The organism is Mixta tenebrionis, from assembly GCF_006517625.1.
Classification (GTDB): Bacteria; Pseudomonadota; Gammaproteobacteria; order Enterobacterales; family Enterobacteriaceae; genus Mixta; species Mixta tenebrionis.
This window is the reverse complement of record NZ_VHQI01000004.1, coordinates 280,446-299,689: the sequence shown is the minus strand read 5'-3', so window position 1 is coordinate 299,689 and position 19,244 is coordinate 280,446. Positions and strand designations below refer to the sequence as shown.

The 19,244-nt window shown below is 63.0% G+C and carries 3 protein-coding genes; 1 reads left to right on the top strand and 2 read right to left on the bottom strand.

Features of this window, described 5'->3' with window-relative positions; genetic code table 11:
* Position 1: 1 nt before the first annotated feature.
* Together rcsD and FKM52_RS08715 are read right to left on the bottom strand one after the other, a co-directional pair.
* Positions 2 to 2,665, bottom strand: coding sequence for a phosphotransferase RcsD (gene rcsD, locus FKM52_RS08720; protein WP_141175813.1), 2,664 nt, complete (start codon positions 2,663 to 2,665; stop codon positions 2 to 4).
* A gap of 23 nt (positions 2,666 to 2,688) precedes the next feature.
* The gene (locus FKM52_RS08715) at positions 2,689 to 3,843 is read right to left on the bottom strand and encodes an MFS transporter (protein WP_141175812.1); all 1,155 of its coding nucleotides are present in this window, start codon (positions 3,841 to 3,843) and stop codon (positions 2,689 to 2,691) included.
* A gap of 878 nt (positions 3,844 to 4,721) precedes the next feature.
* Between FKM52_RS08715 and FKM52_RS08710 the strand changes: the two genes are divergently transcribed.
* A complete protein-coding gene (locus FKM52_RS08710; RefSeq protein ID WP_141175811.1) occupies positions 4,722 to 19,160 on the top strand; it encodes an Ig-like domain-containing protein in 14,439 nt (4,812 codons plus the stop codon).
* Positions 19,161 to 19,244: the final 84 nt, after the last annotated feature.

Sequence of the window (19,244 nt, the reverse complement as noted above, 5' to 3'; positions counted from 1 at the left end):
CTTATTGGTTACCTTGCTGCAGCAGTTCGTTGACATAGGCGTCAATGTCACTGGTGGTATTTTTGATGTTTAAATCGTCACTCGCTTTAATTTGCTGTTCCAGCTTTTCGCAAAGCTCCTTGCCGGGTGCCAGATTAAGCATGGCAAATACCCCTTTCAGGCGATGTGCCGTCTGAGCAAGCGTCGCATAATCCTTCAGCGACGCCTCAGTATACAGTCTCTCAACATCTTCCGGTACTGTCTCGACAAACAGCTGGTAGTAACCGCCGCTTAACAAATGCGTGGCCGCTTCCTCCTGCTCATCTTCTTCCGCCGTAAGCGACATATCCTGAGAAAGCTGCTTCTCAATCAGCTGCAACAGCGCATCCTGCAGAGCGCTACTAAGGTTAAAGTTAACCCGGTACTGTCGTTCATTCAGAACGGTAAAGCCCAGTTCATTATCCGTCAGCAACAGCGACCAGCCGGAAAGGCGCGCCGGATCGTCAGTAATCAGAATATCGTGTGGCTGTTCGGTAAAACGTTCATCCGGCGTAATACACTTCGCGCCCCAGTTTTCCAGCTGGTGGGTCACGATCTTGCGTATGTCATCAACGGCGATATCAATCAGCATGGTGACATCTTCCAGCAGCTTCTCCTCCTGCTGCTGCTGATGCTCCGGCGGCACGTGCAGCGTGATGCTGTAGCGCGTGCCGATTTCCGGGTGCGCCATAATATCCAGCTGGCCGCCCATCTGCTTGCAGAGCTGACGACAGAGGAAAAAGGCCAGCCCGGAAGCCTGCCCGAAGCGATCCGCGGAGGTTTCGCCGAGGAAAGGGAAATCATGGTTGCCCAGCTCGTCGGGCGTAAGGCCCTTGCCGGTATCGACAATCTGAATCTGCAGCCGATCGGGACGATCCGCCGGCGCGTCGACCTCCAGCGAAATCTTGCCCCAGCTGGTGGTGGTCAGCGAATAGTGCAGCAGGGTAAACAGCACCTTATAGATAGCGCGGCTGTCGCCAAAGCGCATCTCATCGCTGTTCAGATGGTTGCGCACCAGCAGCGTCAGCCCTTTGCGGCGCGACAGCGGCAACAGCGCCAGCGTCAGCTGATCCAGCAGCGACTGCAGCTGGAAAGAGCTGGCGTCCGGCGCCCAGTCGTGCGTTTCCAGCCGGTTGAGCAGCATAATATCATCCACCAGCCGCGCCAGCGCCTGGCTGTTTTCCAGCGCGTCGAGGGTGCGTTCATCTTCGCTGCTTTCGCTAAGCGCCTGCAGCTGTTCCACCACCTGCTGCAGCGGACGGTGCAGCGCGTGGCCCAGGTTCTGCATTAGCTGCTGCCGTAGCTGATGATTGCGATCCAGCACCTGCTGCGCCTTCTGCAGCTTCTTATTCACCAGCAGTTCGCGATCCTGATCGCGCATCATAAACAGCTGCGTATGCGGTGAATGGTGGCTACGGGCGTGGCGAATCTCATACACCTCGTTGTTGACCGTCGCCTGCAGTACGCCCTGATGCTGATCGGACATATTGACGATTTTTTGCAGGTTGAGATGCGGCAGCAAATGCTCGGCGATTTTGTTGCTGATGATGGTGCGGTTGCTGGCGAAATCATACACCAGCAGCCCAACCGGCAGGCTGGAGACGATCTCTTCGTTGAGCATGCGCAGCGCGTCCAGCTCGGCGCTCTGGTTTTCGCCGGGCCGCAGCGCCTGCTGACGCAGCAAAAACAGGCCCGCCAGCGACAGCAGAATCAGCAGCAGATCGATTATCAGCGGCCACATCAGATTGTGCAGCGTATCCCAGGCGAGGGTGCTGAGCGGGATACGGTAGGTCATCTGCAGCGCCGTGCCCGGCAGCGAGGCGGCGATTTCCACGTTGGGATTGCTGAGACTGATGCGGGTATTCAGCAGCTCATCTTCATGCTCCGGGCTGCCGTTCAGCGCCGTATCCTGCTTCAGCTGGAAATTTTCCAGCGGCATATTATGCGGGATCAGATCGTTGATCGGCATATCGAAAGCCACCACCGTCGCCAGGTGGCCTGGCTGATTAAAGGTGGTGCGCACGGTAAAGTAGTGATCGTTTTGCCAGGCGAAACGGCGCAGCGGCGAGAAGCTTTCGCGCTCGTCCAGCGCGTTAGCCTGCTGCAGCATTTCGGTACGGCGCGCCTCAACGATATTGCTGATGGCGCTCTCTTTATAGCGCGTCGCCATATCCTTCAGCGGCAGGGTAGAGATCAAAATCAGGCTGTTATCCTGGCCGTTAAGAAAATACATCGACCAGGTGCTGTTCTCGGCGCCCCACAGCGTATCCAGATAGTTGGACATGCGCAGCGTCATATCCAGCGTGCTGCTGTCATGCGAGCCGAATATCAACGCCTCGGTTTTGCGCCGCGTTTTCTCCAGATAGTAAACGTCAGGGCGCAGGCGCGTCTCCTGCAGGCTGGCCGACGGCGCGCTGCCTGCCGCGCTGGCCGCCAGGTTTTCATAAATCTGCCAGGTGGCGAAGCGGTAGGTATCGATGCGCTTCTGTACCGCATGGGTAATATCCGCCATCGCATAGCGCTTTTCCATCAGCCAGGCGTTGACCGAGTTGTGGATCATAAAGCTCAGCGCCAGCAACAGCAGCAGAATAAACAGCATAAAAAACCGCGTTACGTTGCTGGAGGAGAGAGGAAGCTTGTACATCATAATGAAAGGAAGTACCTGACCATTTAACGTGTCACCAGCCGTGCGCTGGCAGCAACCGCCACCAGAAGTACCACGATGGCGGCGAAGGCGGTCACCAGGCTAAACCCGTGAGCCACAAAACCAATTAACGCCGGACCTGCCAGAATACCGGCATAACCGATGGTTGTCATGGTGGAGATGGCGAGATTGACCGGCATGGCGGTCTGGCGGCCCGCCGCGCTGAATAAAATAGGCACCGTATTCGCCGCGCCGAAACCGATCAGCAAAAAGGAGAGCAGCGCGACGATCGGGCTGTTGACGCTGATAAGCAGCAGCACGCCGAGCGCCGCGCAGAGGCAGCCGCCGGTTAATACCGCGCGATTGCTGAAGCGGCTGACAACCCGATCGCCGGTCAGGCGGCCAATGCTCATGGCGACGGAGAAGACCGCATAGCCAAGCCCGGCCTGCGCGGCAGGCATGGCGCGCTCCTGAGTTAGCAGCAGCGCGCTCCAGTCCAGCACCGCGCCTTCGGTAAGAAACAGAATAAAGCAGAGCACGCCGAGAAACAGCACCCAGCCGCGCGGTATCACGATCAGCGGGGTATCATCCTGGTGCATGCGTTCGGTCAGTATCCAGCGCTGGCTGCCCAGCAGCAGCAGCGCCAGCACCAGCAGCACCAGCAGCACGGAGTGCAGCGGCGTCAGATTCAGCCACAGCATCACGCTAACCAGACCGGCCCCGGCGATGCCGCCGACGCTGTAAAAACCGTGAAAGCCGGACATCATGGTGCGGCCGGAGGCTTTTTCCACTTCCACCGCCTGAATATTCATCGCTACGTCCAGCGTGCCGATCGCTGCGCCAAACAGCATCAGCACCGCCGCCAGCGCTACCGACGATGACAGCGTCGCCATTAGCGGCAGCATCAGCATTACGATCAGCGATGCGCTGAGGATCACGCGCTTGCAGCCCTGTTTGCCCACCAGCGCGCCGGTCAGGGGCATGGCAATCAGCGAACCGAGGCCAAGAAACAGCAGCAGGCCGCCCAGCGCCGCATCGCTAACCATCAGGCGGGATTTTGCATAGGGCACCAGCGGCGCCCAGGCGGATACGGCGGTGCCGGCCAGCAAAAAAATCATCCGGGTCGCGGTCTGGGTTGCGGTTTGGCTTTTTAACGCCTGTCCTGCTTCTGCCGAGGTCATTGGTTGTTTTCCATCTATGCAAAGGGATCCTTTTTAACACAGAACCGGCCGTTAAAGCAGCGTTTCATCGGCCAACGCGAAAAGGGACGCCATTCTGCGCCAGCAAGCTTATTAAACGATAAAACGGCGGTTGTTAATTAATTTTCGACGCAAAGCGGTTTTTTCAGGAAATATCCTGGCGCAACGACCGCGAGCCGGGAGCCGGGAGCGCTACGCGCCGGGCCAGCTTAAAAGCGCCTTTCGTGTTGGCTGGCGCGCCGTATTGACTACCGGGACGCGCTTACTACGGAGCCTTGCTACCGCGCCGTGCCGCCTTCGTGCGCACCATCACCGGCGGAAACGTACGCTCAGGGGGCGCCGGCGTCTTTTTTTTGCTGGTCCTGATTTGCACCGCCTGGCGAATGTTTTGTGCAAAACCTCACCAATTGACAAAAATAATAGCGGCTCATCCGCGCTTGTAAAACCTCTCTTACCTCCGGTGAAGAATAAGGCCAGCGCAAGCTGTTGTATGGCTAACCTCTACTTAAAACAAATAATTAGCGCATTTATTATTAGTGGATCTTGATATTTATTTGTTGCGCGCATAAGTGATGCTTATGCTTTAAATCATAATTGTTAATGATTACGATAAAAATTATTCACCGCCAGCGCAGCGGTTTTTGATTATATCTGAAATGTTAAAAAGAAAAAACAATGCGTTACATTTGATTAATCCAGGGTTGCAGAACGTGTGTTTCCGTTACCTCCCCTGCTTTGCACCAGGAAAGTTTCAATCTAAAGACGTGACACGGCTTTCCGTAAGGCTCGCCAAGTATAAGCATTTCTTTACTTTGATCGTTTAAAACATTACCTCAACTTGTGCAAAAAAGGGGTTTCAGATGGCACAGCTCTCCTCCGGGCGCGTGGATATTATTTCGCGCGAAAACGGTACTTTACTCTCGCAAAACAGCAGCACGGCCTCCCGCACAGTTTTACTCAGCGAGCCCAGCGTAGTGCGAATTAACGGCACGCGATCCGCAGTAGCGTCGTTTGAACGGCAGGGCGACGATCTGATCCTGCATATGCAGGACGGCAGCATCGTGCGCTATCAGCGCTTCTTCCTCGATCAGGACGGCGAGCACAGCGAGCTGGTATTTGACGACGGCGTTAACCCGCCTGAACATGCGCTTTTTCCGGTGACCAGCGATGCGGCGGATGCGACCACGGCAATGGCTGTCACGCCTGCCTATGAATCCCTTGGCGATATCGAACCGCTGTTGTTGGCTGACAATGCGCTGATTGGTGAAAACCTGACTACGGCAGTTGGTGTGGCAGGCGTACTTGGCCTGGCAGGAATTGGTATCGCCTCCGCCGGCGGCGGTGGCGGCGGCGGCGGCGACGACAATAATAACGGCGGCGGCAACAACGGCGGCGGTGATAACGGCGGCGGCAACAACGGCGGCGGCGATAACGGCGGTGGCGACAACGGCGGCGGTGACAATGGCGGCGGCGATAACGGCGGCGGTGATAACGGCGGCGGCAACAACGGCGGCGGTGATAACGGCGGCGGCACTCCGGAACCGGCGCTCGGCTCCATTACCATTACGGAGCCGGTTAGCGGCGATGGCTATCTGAGCGCCAGCGAAGCGCAGTCGCCGCTGATTATCAGCGGCACCACTACCGGCGTGAGCGCCGGCAGCACCGTAACGCTGACGTTTAACGGCGTAAACTATACCGGAATCGTCGGCAGCAACGGCAGCTGGACTATTACCATTCCGGCATCGGCGCTGGGCGGCCTGGGTAACGGTACGCAGAATATTTCCGTTACGGTCGTCGATGGTACCGGCGACACGGTCAGCGACAGCGGCCAGCTCAACGTGCTGGTCACGCCGCCGCAGCCCACGCTGAATCCGCCGTTCGGCGACGGCACGCTGGATGGCAACGAGGCGGGCAGCGATCAAACGCTGACCGGTAATACCGGCGCAACCGGACCAGGGCAGAGCGTTACGGTCACCATCGGCGGCAATGACTATACCGGCAGCGTGGGCAATGACGGCAGCTGGAGCGTTACTATCCCTGGCGACGATCTGCAAAATTTGCCGCAGGGTGAAAATCCCATCACCGTTACGGTCACCGACCCCGCCGGCAATAGCGGCAGCAGCAGCAGCAACGTTATCGTCGATACCGTTCCCGCGCCAGCTACCGGCACGGTAGATATGCCTGTTTCCGGCGATAATATGCTCAGCGGCGCCGAGCTGCAGCAGGATCTGTTGATCAGCGGCACCGGTACCGCCGGCGATCGCGTTACGGTCAATTTCGACGGCGTGGACTATAGCGGCGTGGTACAGGCCAACGGGCGCTGGGTCGTCACTATTCCGGCAAGCGCGCTGGGTGATCTTGCCAGCGGGGACTATCCGCTGCAGGTGTCGATCACTAACGCGGCGGGCACCACCACGGTGATTGGCGAAACGCCGCTGGCGGTCGATCCGTCGCTGCCTGCCACCACCCTGACGCTGGACCCGATCGCCGGCGATAATATTTTGAATGCCGCGGAGCAGGATCGACCGTTGACGCTGAGCGGCAGCGGCAGCGCCGGCGATACCGTTAGCGTGACGCTTAACAATATTAACTATCAGACGACGGTAGGTGAGGATGGCAGATGGTCGCTGTCGGTGCCGGCCAGCGATCTGGCGACGCTGACCGATGGCGACTATGCGCTTAGCGCAACGGCAACCAGCCCGGCGGGCGGCGTTTACACGCAGCAGACGGTGCTGACGGTAGATACCGCGCCGCCTGCGCTGACGCTGGATACGCCGCTGGCGGGCGATGGCTACCTGAATAACGCCGAGGCTGGCGCGCCGCTGGCGGTTAGCGGCACCGGCGAGGCGGGAGCAACCGTGACGGTGTCGCTGAACGGCACGGATTACACCACTAGCGTGGCGGAAAACGGCCAGTGGGCGGTTTCCATTCCCGCCGCCGATCTCTCCGCGCTGCCCAACGGCAACTACACGCTGACGGTCAGCGCCAGCGACGCCAACGGCAACACGGCGACCAGCAACAGTCCGCTGGCGGTAGTGGCCGATCCCGCCGCGCTGCCCGCCATCACGCTCGATCCCTTTACCGGCGATAACCAGCTCGATAATGCGGAACAGGCGATCGATCAGCTGATCACCGGCACCACCAGCAACGTCAGCGCAGGGCAGACGGTTATCGTCACCCTGAATGGCGTTGATTATACCGGCACCGTGCAGGCGGGCGGCAGCTGGAGCGTTACCGTTCCCGCCGCCGATCTGGCGGCGCTGGCCGACGGTAACCAGACGCTGAACGTGACGGTGAGCGATGTGGCCGGCAACAGCGCCAGCGGCAGCGGCAGCTTTACCGTTGCGCCGCCCAACAGCGGCGGAGCGATTGCTATCGCGCCCATTGCGGTGGATGGCTATCTTAACGCGCAGGAGGCGCAGCAGCCGCTTACCGTCAGCGGCAGCGCCACCCAGGTCGCGGCGGGCAGCACGGTAACAGTGAGCGTTAACGGCAACAGCTACACCGGCACGGTAGCGGCGGACGGCAGCTGGAGCGTCACCATACCGGTCGCCGATCTGGCAGCGCTAAACGACGGGCCGCTGACGGTCACCGCCAGCGTGCCGGACGGCAACGGCAATACCCTGAGCGATGACGCCACGCTGAACGTGGCGATAACGCCGCTGCCGGCTCCGGTACTGGATACGCCATTTGGCGACGGCGTGCTCTCCGGCAGCGAACTGACCGGGGAGCAGACCCTGACCGGCAGCACCGGCGTCAGCGGCGGCGGTCAGGAGGTGGTGGTTTCGCTGAACGGCAATGATTATCCGGCAACGGTAGATAACGACGGCAACTGGACGGTAACCGTACCGGTCGGCGATATTCAGGATCTGCCGCCGGGCGACAACCCGATTACGGTCACCGTAACCGACGTAGCGGGCAACACTAACAGCGCCACGACGCCGGTAACGGTTGACGTCAGCGCGCCGACGCTGACGGTGAATCCCCCCTCCGGCGACGGCGTAATCAACGCCGCAGAGCAGGCGAATCCGCTGGTGGTCAGCGGTACTGTCGATGCGGGCAGCAGCGTGACGGTTAATTTTGACGGCGTGGATTATCCGGCGACGGTAGCGGCGGACGGCAGCTGGAGCGTTAGCCTGCCTGCCGGCGCGCTCCAGGCGCTGGAAGATGGCCGTTACGATCTGACCGTTACCGCCACCCGTCCCGACGGCGCCAGCGCCACGACGCTGACGCCGGTTGCTATCGATACCAGCGCGCCGCTCTTTACCATTAATCCTCCGGCTGGCGATGGCATTCTCAACGCCGCCGAACAGGGCGAGCCGCTCACCATCAGCGGCAGCGGCAGCGCGGGCGATAGCGTGATCGTCACGCTGAACGGCGTCAACTACGCCACCAGCGTCGGCAGCGATGGCCAGTGGGCGATCAGCGTGCCCGCCGGCGATCTGGGCGCATTGAGCGATGGCAACAGCTATCCGGTTAATGTGTTGGTCACCGATGCCAGCGGCAACCGCAGCAGCGATCGGGTATCGCTGCAGGTTGATACCACGCCGCCGGCGCTGACCATCGATGCGCCTTCGGAAGATGGCCTGCTCAACGCCGCCGAACAGCAGCAAACCCTGACGCTGACCGGCAGCGGCGAGGCGGGCGGCGTCATTACTATCACCCTGAACGGCGAAACCTTTACGGGTACCGTCGGCGTCAACGGTCAGTGGCGGGTGGAGGTGCCGCCGGCCACCCTGGCGACGCTGAATGAAGGACCAAATACCATTACCGTTAGCGAACGCGATGCGGTCGGCAACGTGACGACCGGAGAAACCACCCTGACGGTTGACGCCGCAGCGGCTAACCAGCCGACAATTAGCGTGGCGGTAGATATCTTCGCCGGCAACGGCGTGCTGGACAGCGCCGAGCAGCAGGTGGCGCAGCTGCTGACCGGCAGCACCAGCAACGTTGAGGCGGGACAGAGGGTCACGGTTACCCTGAACGGCGCCAGCTATACCGGACTGGTGGACGCCGACGGCAACTGGAGCGTGACGCTGCCGGCGGAGGCGCTGAATGCGCTTAACGACGGCAGCCAGACGCTTACCGTTACCGTTAACGATGCGGCGGGCAACAGCGCCAGCGCCAGCGCTGATTTCACCGTGAATACCGCGCTGAGCGGAATTGCGCTGGCGCCGGTAGCGGGCGATGGTTATCTGAATGCGGCGGAGGCGGCGCAGGATCTGGTGATCAACGGCACCAGCGTCAACGTGCCGGAAGGCCGCACCGTGGTGGTCACCTTTGACGGACAAAACTACACCGCCACGGTAACGGCAAACGGCAGCTGGAGCGTCACTATTCCGGCGGCTAACCTGACCGGCCTGCAGGATGGCCCGCTAATTATCGTCGCCAGCACTAACGACGCAACGGGATCTTCAGTAAGCAGCGACGCCACGCTAAACGTGGCGGTTAACGCGCAGCCGACGGTCACCATCGATCCGCCATTTGACGACGGCTATCTCAACGCCGCCGAGCAGGGGCAGGATGGGGTTCTGACCGGCAATACCGGCATCAGCGGAGCGGGACAGACGGTAACGGTCACTCTGGAGGGCAACACCTATACCGGCACGGTAGCGGCGGACGGCAGCTGGAGCGTGACGCTGCCCGCTACCGCGCTCGGCGCGCTGAACGACGGCGATACTCCGCTGGCGGTGACGGTTAGCGATGTTGCCGGCAATAGCGCCAGCGGCAGCGTCACCCTGACGGTGGATACCAGCGCGCCGCCGGTAACGCTGGCAACGCCGGTCAGCGGCGGCGTACTGAACGCGGCAGAAGCCGCGCAGCCGCTGGAACTGAACGGCAGCGGCGAGGCGGGCAACACCATCACCGTTACCCTGAACGGCAACGACTACGCCACCACCGTCGGCAACGATGGGCTCTGGACGCTGGTCGTTCCGGCCGCCGATGTTGGCGCGCTGGCTGACGGCAGCTACACCCTGAGCGTGACCGCCAGCGACGCGGCAGGCAATACCACCACGGTTGATACGCCGCTGGCGGTTAAGGCGGATGCCGCCAGCCTGCCGCAACTCACCATTAACGATTTTGCCGGCAATAACGTGCTGGACGGCGCCGAGCAGCAGACTGCACAGCTGCTGACCGGCAGCGCGACCAACGTTGAGGCGGGGCAGATTGTCACCATTACGCTGGGCGGGCAAACCTATGAAGCGGTGGTGCAGTCAGGCGGCGCCTGGAGCGTCAGCGTGCCCGCCAGCGCGCTTGGCGCGCTGGCTAACGGCGGCGCGACCATCAGCGCGACGGTCAGCGATGCGGCGGGCAACAGCGTCACGCAGACGCTGGACGTCACCGTGAATAACGCGCTGTCGGGGCTTTCTGTCGATCCGCTAAGCGATGACGGCTATCTCAACGCCAGCGAAGCTGCGGAAGATCTGCTGGTAACCGGCAGCAGCGCCAACCTGACGGCGGGCACGCAGGTTACCGTGACCCTTAACGATCGTACTTACAGCGCAACCGTAGGCGAAGACGGCAGCTGGAGCGTGACCGTTCCAGCCTCCGCGCTGGCCGGGCTGGCCGACGGCACCGCCACCCTGACGGTCAGCGCTACCGATGCTGCGGGTAATCCGGTCAGCAGCAGCAGCGATCTGAACGTCATCGTCAATAACCTGCCGGATGCGACGCTGCAAACGCCGTTCAGCGACGGCATCCTGAACGCGGCGGAAAGCGGCGCCGCGCAGCAGCTGCTGGGCAACACCGGCGTAACCGGCGCGGGTCAGAGCGTGACCGTCAGCCTGAATGGCGTCGATTACAGCGGTACGGTAGACGCCAACGGCAACTGGCGCGTAACGCTGCCGACGGAAGCGCTGCAGGCGCTGCCCGCCGGAGAGAACGCGCTGCTGGTAACCGCCAGCGACGCCGCCGGCAACACCAGCACGGTAGAGAGCAGCGTGACGGTAGATACCACGCCGCCGACCCTGAGCGTCGATGCGATAGCGGGCGACAACCGCGTTAACGCCGCCGAAGCCGCCGCGCCGATCGCCATCAGCGGCAGCACCGACGCCGGCGAAGGGCAGACGGTCACCGTCAGCCTGAACGGTCAGAGCTGGACCACCCAGGTGGACGCCAGCGGCAACTGGACGCTGGAACTGCCCGCCGGAGCGCTGGCCGGCATTAACAGCGGCGACTATCCGTTTAGCGTTACCGTCAGCGATGCGGCTGGCAACCCGGCCAGCAGCAGCGGCACGCTGAGCGTGCAAAATGCGCTGCTGGCGCCGACCATCAATACGCCGTTCGGCGACGGCTACCTTAACCTTAGCGAGGCGGAAAGCGCGCAAACCCTGAGCGGCGTCAGCGGCGTCACCGGCGCCGGCCAGACGGTGATCGTCTCCGTGGATGGCGTGGACTATCCCGCCGAGGTGGATAATAACGGCAACTGGACGCTGACGCTGGATGCGGAGACGCTGCAGGATCTCGCTGCGGGCGTACTGCCGATAGTGGTAACGGTAACCGATGCCGCCGGCAACGTCGGCACGGTAGAGAACGCCGTCACCGTTGACTACAGCGCGCCGTCGCTGACGCTGGATCCGATCGCGGGCGACGACATCCTTAACCAGGCGGAAACGCGTCAGGATCTGGTGATTAGCGGCAGCGCCGACGGCGCTGACGTCGGACAAAGGGTAACGGTCAGCCTTGGCGGCCAGACCTTGCAAACCGTGGTGCTGAACGACGGCAGCTGGCGTGTGACCGTACCCGCCAGCGTCCTGCAGGGGCTGAACGATGGCGAAACCACCGTCAGCGTTACGCTGACGGATGCCGCTGGCAACCCGACCACCATCGATCGCCCGCTGACGGTGGCGGCGAACCCTACGGATCTGCCACAGCTGACGCTGGATACTATTTCTGGCGACGGCTATATCAACCAGGCGGAAGCGGGACAGCCGTTAATTCTCACCGGCAGCAGCAGCAACCTGGCCGCCGGCGATACGGTTACCGTCACTCTGAACGGCGCCAGCTATAGCGGGCAGGTGGATGAGACCGGCAACTGGAGCGTAACGGTGCCGCAGAGCGCGGTTGGAGAGCTGGGCGACGGGGTGCAGAGTATTGTCGTTAGCGCCGCCGACGCGGCGGGCAATCCGGCCTCGGCCGCAGGCAGCGTAACGGTGGTCGCCGGCGCGGCCAGCCAGCCGACCATTACCCTGAATCCGGTCACCGGCGACGATATCGTCAACGCTCAGGAGGCGGGCGATGGGCTGACTATTACCGGCGGCAGCCAGCGCCTGCCGGAAGGCAGCAGCGTCACCGTCACCCTTAACGGGCAGGAGTACGCCACCACCGTTGACGCTAACGGCAACTGGAGCGTGACCGTGCCGCCAGCCGCAGCGCAGGCGCTGCCGCAGGGCGATAACCTCGTGACCGTCAGCGGCAGCGACCTGGCGGGCAACCCGGCGCAGGATAGCGAAACCGTTACCGTTGATACCGCGCCGCCGGCGCTGGCCGCTATTGAGCTGGGCGCGGGCGCGGACAACATCCTGAACCTGGCGGAGGCGCTGGCAGGGATTACCGTGCGCGGCGAGAGCGAGCCGGGCCAGCTGGTTACCGTCACGCTGAACGGACGCGCCTACACCGGAACGGCGGACGGCGCCGGGAACTTTGCTGTTGCTATTCCGGGCGGTGATTTGCAGCAGCTTGCTGACGGTACTCTGCCGGTTACCGTATCGGTCACCGACGCTAACGGCAACGTTAACAGCGATACCCTCGATCTGACGGTAGCGATCAACACGCTGCCGGCGCTAACGCTTGATACGCCCTTTAGCGATGGCGTGATCGGCGCGGCGGACGCGGCGGTAGAACAGACGCTGAGCGGCAGCGCCACCAATCTGGCGGCGGGAACGGAGGTCAGGGTGACCATCGGCTCGCTGAACTTTACCACGACGGTAGACGCCGACGGCAACTGGCGGCTGGCTGTTCCGGCAGAGACGCTGAACGCGCTGGCGGACGGCACGGCGACGATTGTCGTCAGCGCCGCCGATGCGGCAGGCAACCCGGCCAGCGCGCAGGGCAGCGTCGATCTGCTGATCGCCACGCAGCCGGAAGCCGCGCTGGATACGCCGTTTATCGACGGCGTGCTGAACGCCGCCGAAGCGGGCGCGGGTCAGGTGATTAGCGGCACGACCGGTATTAGCGGCGTGGGGCAGACGGTCAGCGTGGTGATTGATGGGGTGAATAACGGAGAGCCGTTAACGGCCAACGTCAGCGCCAACGGCAGCTGGTCGCTGGCGCTGACGCCGCAGCAGCTGGCGGCGCTGGCGGATGGCACGCACAGCATTACGGTGACGGTCGTCGATCGCGCCGGCAACAGCGACAGCGCGTCGCTTGACTTCACTTCCATTACCACCTTGCCGACTGTGACGCTGGAAACGCCGTTTGACGATGGCCGTCTGAATGCCGTCGAGGCGGCCAGCGGCGCCACGCTGAACGGCACCACCGGCGTTAGCGGCGATCAGACGGTGGTGGTGTCCATCAACGGCGGCAGCTATCCGGCAACGGTAGATGCGCAGGGCAACTGGACGCTGACCCTGACGCCGGAACAGCTACAGACGCTGCCGGACGGCACGCTGCCGGTTACGGTTACCGTTACCGATGCGGCAGGCAACAGCGACAGCGAAAGCGTGCCGGTACAGGTTATCGTGAACAATCTGCCGGAGGCGACCATCAATCTGCCGTTCGGCAACGGCGCGCTGAGCGCGGCGGAAGCGGACGTGACGCAAACGCTGAGCGGACAAACCGGCGTCAGCGGCGCGGGACAAAGGGTCAGCGTGGTCATCAGCGGCTTTAATAACGATGAGCCGCTGAACGCCACGGTGGATGCGCAGGGCAACTGGACGCTGAACCTGACGCCTGCCCAGCTGGAGACGCTTGGCAACGGCACCCACACCATTACCGTAACCGCCAGCGATGCGGTGGGCAATACCAGCGTTACCGCGCCGCTGGAGGTGATCACGGCGGTAACTCTGCCGCAGCCGGCCATCGATACGCCGTTTGGCGACGGCGTACTGAATATCAGCGAAGCTGCCGGCACGCTGACGCTAAGCGGCAATACCGGCGCCAGCGGCGATAATCAGGGCGTACAGCTGCGCATTGACGTGAACGGCACGCTCTATTCCGGTACGGTCGACGCCAACGGCGACTGGACGGTTAATCTGCCTGCGGGCGCGCTAAGCGGCCTGAGCGACGGCACGCACAATATTGTGATTACCGTCGTTGACAGCGCGGGCAACGTGGTGCAAAGCAGCGAAACCTTTACCTCGGCGCAGACGCCGCCGGCGCCGACGGTGAATCTGCCGTTTGGCGATGGTCTGCTGAATGCCGCCGATGCCGCCGCCGGCGCGACGCTAAGCGGTAATGCGGGCGGCGCCAGCAGCATCACCGTCACGCTGGGCGGTCAGAACTATCCGGCCACCGTCAACGCTGACGGCAGCTGGACGCTGGATCTGCCGGCGGCGACGCTGAACGGGCTGGCGCAGGGCAACGGCAGCTTTACGGTGACCGCTACCGACGCCAACGGCAACAGCAGTAGCGTGAGCAGCGAATTTACCGTGAATACCAGCGTGCCGGTTATCACTATCGGCGATTTCGCCGGCGACAACGCGCTCAGCTATGCGGAAAGCATCGTAGCGCAAACGCTGAGCGGCAGCGCCGCCGGCGCCGAGCCTGGCTCGCTGGTGTCGGTTACCCTCGGCGGCGCGACCTTTAACGGCATTGTCGACGCCAGCGGCGGCTGGAGCGTCAACGTGCCGCCGGAAACGCTGGCCGGGCTGTCGGCGCCCAGCGCTGATATCTCGGTAACCATCACCGATCCGGCAGGCAACAGCGCCAGCGCCAGCGCCACCATCGGCGTTAACCTGACGCCGCCGGCCGGCCCGCTGCTGACGCTGGCAACCGTTGCCGGCGATAATATCCTTAACGCCAGCGAGGGGCTGCCGACCTTTAGCGGCACCTTCGCCAACTTTGACGCCAGCGGCGGCACGATCACCCTGCTGGTAAACGGTACGCCGGTCGCCGCCCTGCCGGTAACCGGAGAGAGCGGCAGCTGGACATTTACCCCTGAGGCCGGAACTTTCCCCGCCGACGGCAGCTACACCATCACCGCCAGCGCCAGCGCCAGCGGCGCGGCAGGCGCTACCTCGGTTGGCTCGACGCTGGTGGTGGATCGCACCGCGCCGACGCTGACTATCAACGCCTTTAGCGGCGACGGCTATCTGAACGGCTCGGAGGCGTCCAGTTCTCAGACCATCAGCGGCACCGCTTCAGCGTCTGAAGCGGGACGCACCGTTACGATCACGCTGGGCGATAACAGCTATCGCGCTATCGTGCAGGCGGACGGCAGCTGGCGCGCCACCGTACCCGCCGCCGATCTGCAGGCGCTGGAGGATGGCAATGTGCCGATCACCGCCACGCTGAGCGATGCGGCGGGCAACGTGGGCAGCGCCGACAGCAACGTTATTGTGGATACCAGCGCGCCGCTGCTGCAGGTAGATGCGCTGCTGGGCAATAACATCCTGAACGCCGCCGATATTCTGCTTAACCAGGTGCTGACCGGACGCGCCAGCGGCGCCGAAGGGCAGACCATCGGCATCTACCTCGGCGACGGCAGCCCGATCGCCACGGCGGTGGTGGCGCAGGATGGCACCTTCAGCATCGATCTGACGCCGGAAGTGCTTGGCAGCCTGACCGAAGGGCCGCTGGTGCTGGGCGTGCGCGTTAGCGACGAGGCGGGCAACGTCACGGACGCCACGCTGACCGTGAATAAAGTGGTTAACGGCGCGCTGAACCTGATTGTGGATTCGGTGTTCGGCGACGGCTTCCTCAACGCCGCCGATACCGCAATCGGACAGACCATCAGCGGTATCGCCGAGTCGGCGGGCATCGGCGCCACGGTGTCGCTGACGCTGGGCGGCACCACGCTGACGGCGGCGGTAGGACAGGACGGCAAATGGGCGATTGTGGTACCGCCCAGCGTGCTGGGACTGCTGCAGGATGGCGATATCGACCTTAACCTGACGCTGACCGATGCCGCAGGCAACCAGCGTTCGGTAACGGAAACCGTCACCGCGATCGTTGATAACCTGCCGGTAATCGGCAACCTGACCGGGCTGTTCGGCGGGGATAACCTGCTGAATATTGCCGAGCTGGGCCAGGCGCAAACCATCGGCGGGGCGATCGATGCCGCTACCGGCTCGATTGTCACCGTTACCTTAGGCAACCAGAGCTATCAGACGCAGGTCACCGCGGGCGGCAGATGGGGCGTGACTATCCCGGCGACGGATCTCGGCAACCTGCTGGACGGCACGCTGGCGCTGGGCGTGCAGGTTACCGACCCGGCGGGCAATACCGCCTCGCAGTCGGTAAATATCGGCGTCTTCGGCACCGCGCCGGCGATCAGCCTGAACCCGATCTTCGGCAACGGCTTCCTGAATGCGGCGGAGCTGCTGGTTAACCAGACCATCAGCGGCGTGGCGCAGAATGTCGCCGCCGGATCGACGGTTAATATCAGTATCGGCAACAGCAACGTAACCGCTACCGTTGGCGCTAACGGCGTCTTTACCGCCACCGTCACGCCAGACATCCTTGGCACCCTGACCCAGGGCAACCTCACCGTAGGCGCCAGCGTTACCGATGCGGCGGGTAATACCGCATCGGCCAGCGGCGGGCTGGTGGTCGACGTCACGCTGCCGACCATTAACCTTAATCCGCTGTTTGGCGATGGCCTGCTGAATGCGGCGGATGCGCTGGTGACCCAGGTTATCAGCGGCACCATCGGCAACGTAGAGCCGGGGGCGCGCGTCAGCGTCGCCATCGGCGGTCAAACGCTGGTCACCACCGCCGACGCCAACGGCGCCTTCAGCGTCGCGCTGCCGCCGACTCTGCTGCAGGGGCTGGCTGACGGCAACCTGACGGCCAGCGTGACGGTAACCGATGCGGCGGGCAACAGCAGCACCGTGGCGTCGCTGCCCGCGCTGGTGGGCATTCATAACCTGCCGGTGATTACGCTCGATCCGCTGTTTGGCGACGGCGTGCTGAACCTGGTGGAATCGCTGGTAACCCAGACGATAACCGGCACCGTAGCCAACGCGGCGGCGGGCAGCCAGGTGCGGGTGAATATCGGCAATGTGGTGGTAAATGCTACGGTGGGCGGCGACGGACGCTTCAGCGCTGCGATAACGCCGGACATTCTCGGCACGCTGCTGAACGGCAACCTGACCGTGGGCGTATCAGTGACCGATCCGGTCGGCAACGTCTCCAGCGTCAGCACCGGCCTGCAGATCGGCATCGCTAATCCGCCGGCGCTGACGGTTAACACCATCTTCGGCGACGGCGTGCTGAGCGCGGCGGATCTCAATAGCGCCCAGATTATCAGCGGCGGCAGCAGCAACCTCGGCAGCGGCAGCAGCGTGACGGTAACCCTTAACGGACGCAGCTATACCACTACCGTGGGCAGCAGCGGCAGCTGGAGCCTGAGCGTACCGCGCGCCGATCTGGCCGCCATCAGCGACGGCACGCAGACGGTAAGCGTGCGCGCCACCGACGCCTACGGCAACGTGGCGACCGCCAACGGCAACGTCAGCGTGATCGCCCATACGCCGCCGACGCTGACCATCAGCTCGGTATTCGGCGACGGACTGCTGAACGCGACGGATGCGCTGACGACGCAGACCATCAACGGCACCTCGACCAACGCCGAAGGTTCGACGGTGGTGGTCAGACTGGGCGGAAATAACTATACCGGCACCGTAGGCGCTAACGGCGCCTGGAGCGTGGCGGTGCCGCCGGCCGGCCTCGCGGCGATCGCCGACGGTTCGCAAACGGTCAGCGTCAGCGTAACCAACAGCGCGGGCGTCGCCGGCTCCACCAGCGGTACGGTGCAGGTAGGCACCCATACGCTGCCGACGGTAACGCTGAACAGCTTCTTCGGCGGCGATGGTTATCTGAACCTGTCCGAAGCAAACGTCACGGAAACCATCAGCGGCACCGCCACCAATGCCGCAGGACGAACGGTGACGGTTAACGTGGCCGGCACGCAGTACACCACCACGGTAGGCAGCAACGGCAGCTGGAGCGTAAACGTGCCGTCGGCGACGCTGCGCAATATCTCTGACGGCAGCCATTCGATTAACGTGTCGGTCAGCGATGCGGTGGGCAACAGCGCTTCCGCCAGCGGCAGCTTCAACGCCATTACCCATAACCTGCCGGTTATCGGCGTGGATCCGGTACTCAGTCTGGTCAGCGTATTGTTGACCGGCCTGACCATCAGCGGCGGCACGCTGAACCTGCGTCAGGGTACGGTGGTTAACGTTACCCTGAACGGCGTCACGCAGCAGGCGACGGTGGATGCGCTGGGGCGCTATAGCGTGAAATTTAGCGGCGGGCTGCTGACGGCGTTAAACCTTAACTCCATCGTTACCGTCACCGCGGCGGATGCGGCGGGCAACCGCGCCACCACCTCCACCACGCTGCTGCTGGGATCGCTGCTGCCGGTGGCTACCTCCAGCGAGGCCGCAGCGCTGGCGCTGATGGCGGTTTCGGTGGATGAGGCGCTGGCCAGCGATCGGCCGCAGGATCACAGCGCTGTCGCCAGCGGCGCGGCTGAGCAAACGGCGGCGCAGCAGCCTGCCGGCGGCACAGCGGCGCCAGACTCGACGCTGACTACCGGGGCTGATATTCAGGCGTCGGCAGCCACCGCCGCTGACGCTGCCGGCAGCAGTGAGACGACGGCCAGCGGCGCGGCGGCGGAAACCGCCGCGGACGATATCGGCGCCTTTACCATCGGCGGCCTGACTATCGTGCTGGCCGACGGCACGCAGCAGCAGGGCGAGGCGGTGACCGGCAGCGCCGGTAACGATACGGTAATCGTCAACGATCTGGGCTTCACGCATATTGACGGCGGCGCCGGCACCGATACGCTGCTGCTGAACGGCGAGCATATGCAGCTGGATCTCACCGCGCTGGGGCTGAAGGTGGAGCACATTGAAGTGCTTAATCTGGGTCAGTCGGGCACCAACAGCGTGAAGCTGGATCTGGATGAGGCGCTGAAGATCACCGATGCGCCGCAGGACGATCTGCTGATCAAGGGGGCTGACGGCAGCCTGGTGACGCTGGCGAACAGTGCCGGCGGCGTCTGGAGCAGCGTTGGGCAGCGCGAGGTAGATGGACAGCTGTACGATATCTATCACAACTCGGCGCTGGCGGCGAACGATACGCTGGGCGATGTACTGGTGCAGCATAACCTGCAGGTACAGGTGGTGTAACGGGCTGAACATAGCGGGGCGACAGCGCCCCGCGCATCAAAGCGAACGGGGCCATGCGCCCCGTTTTTTCGTTTGCGGCGCGCT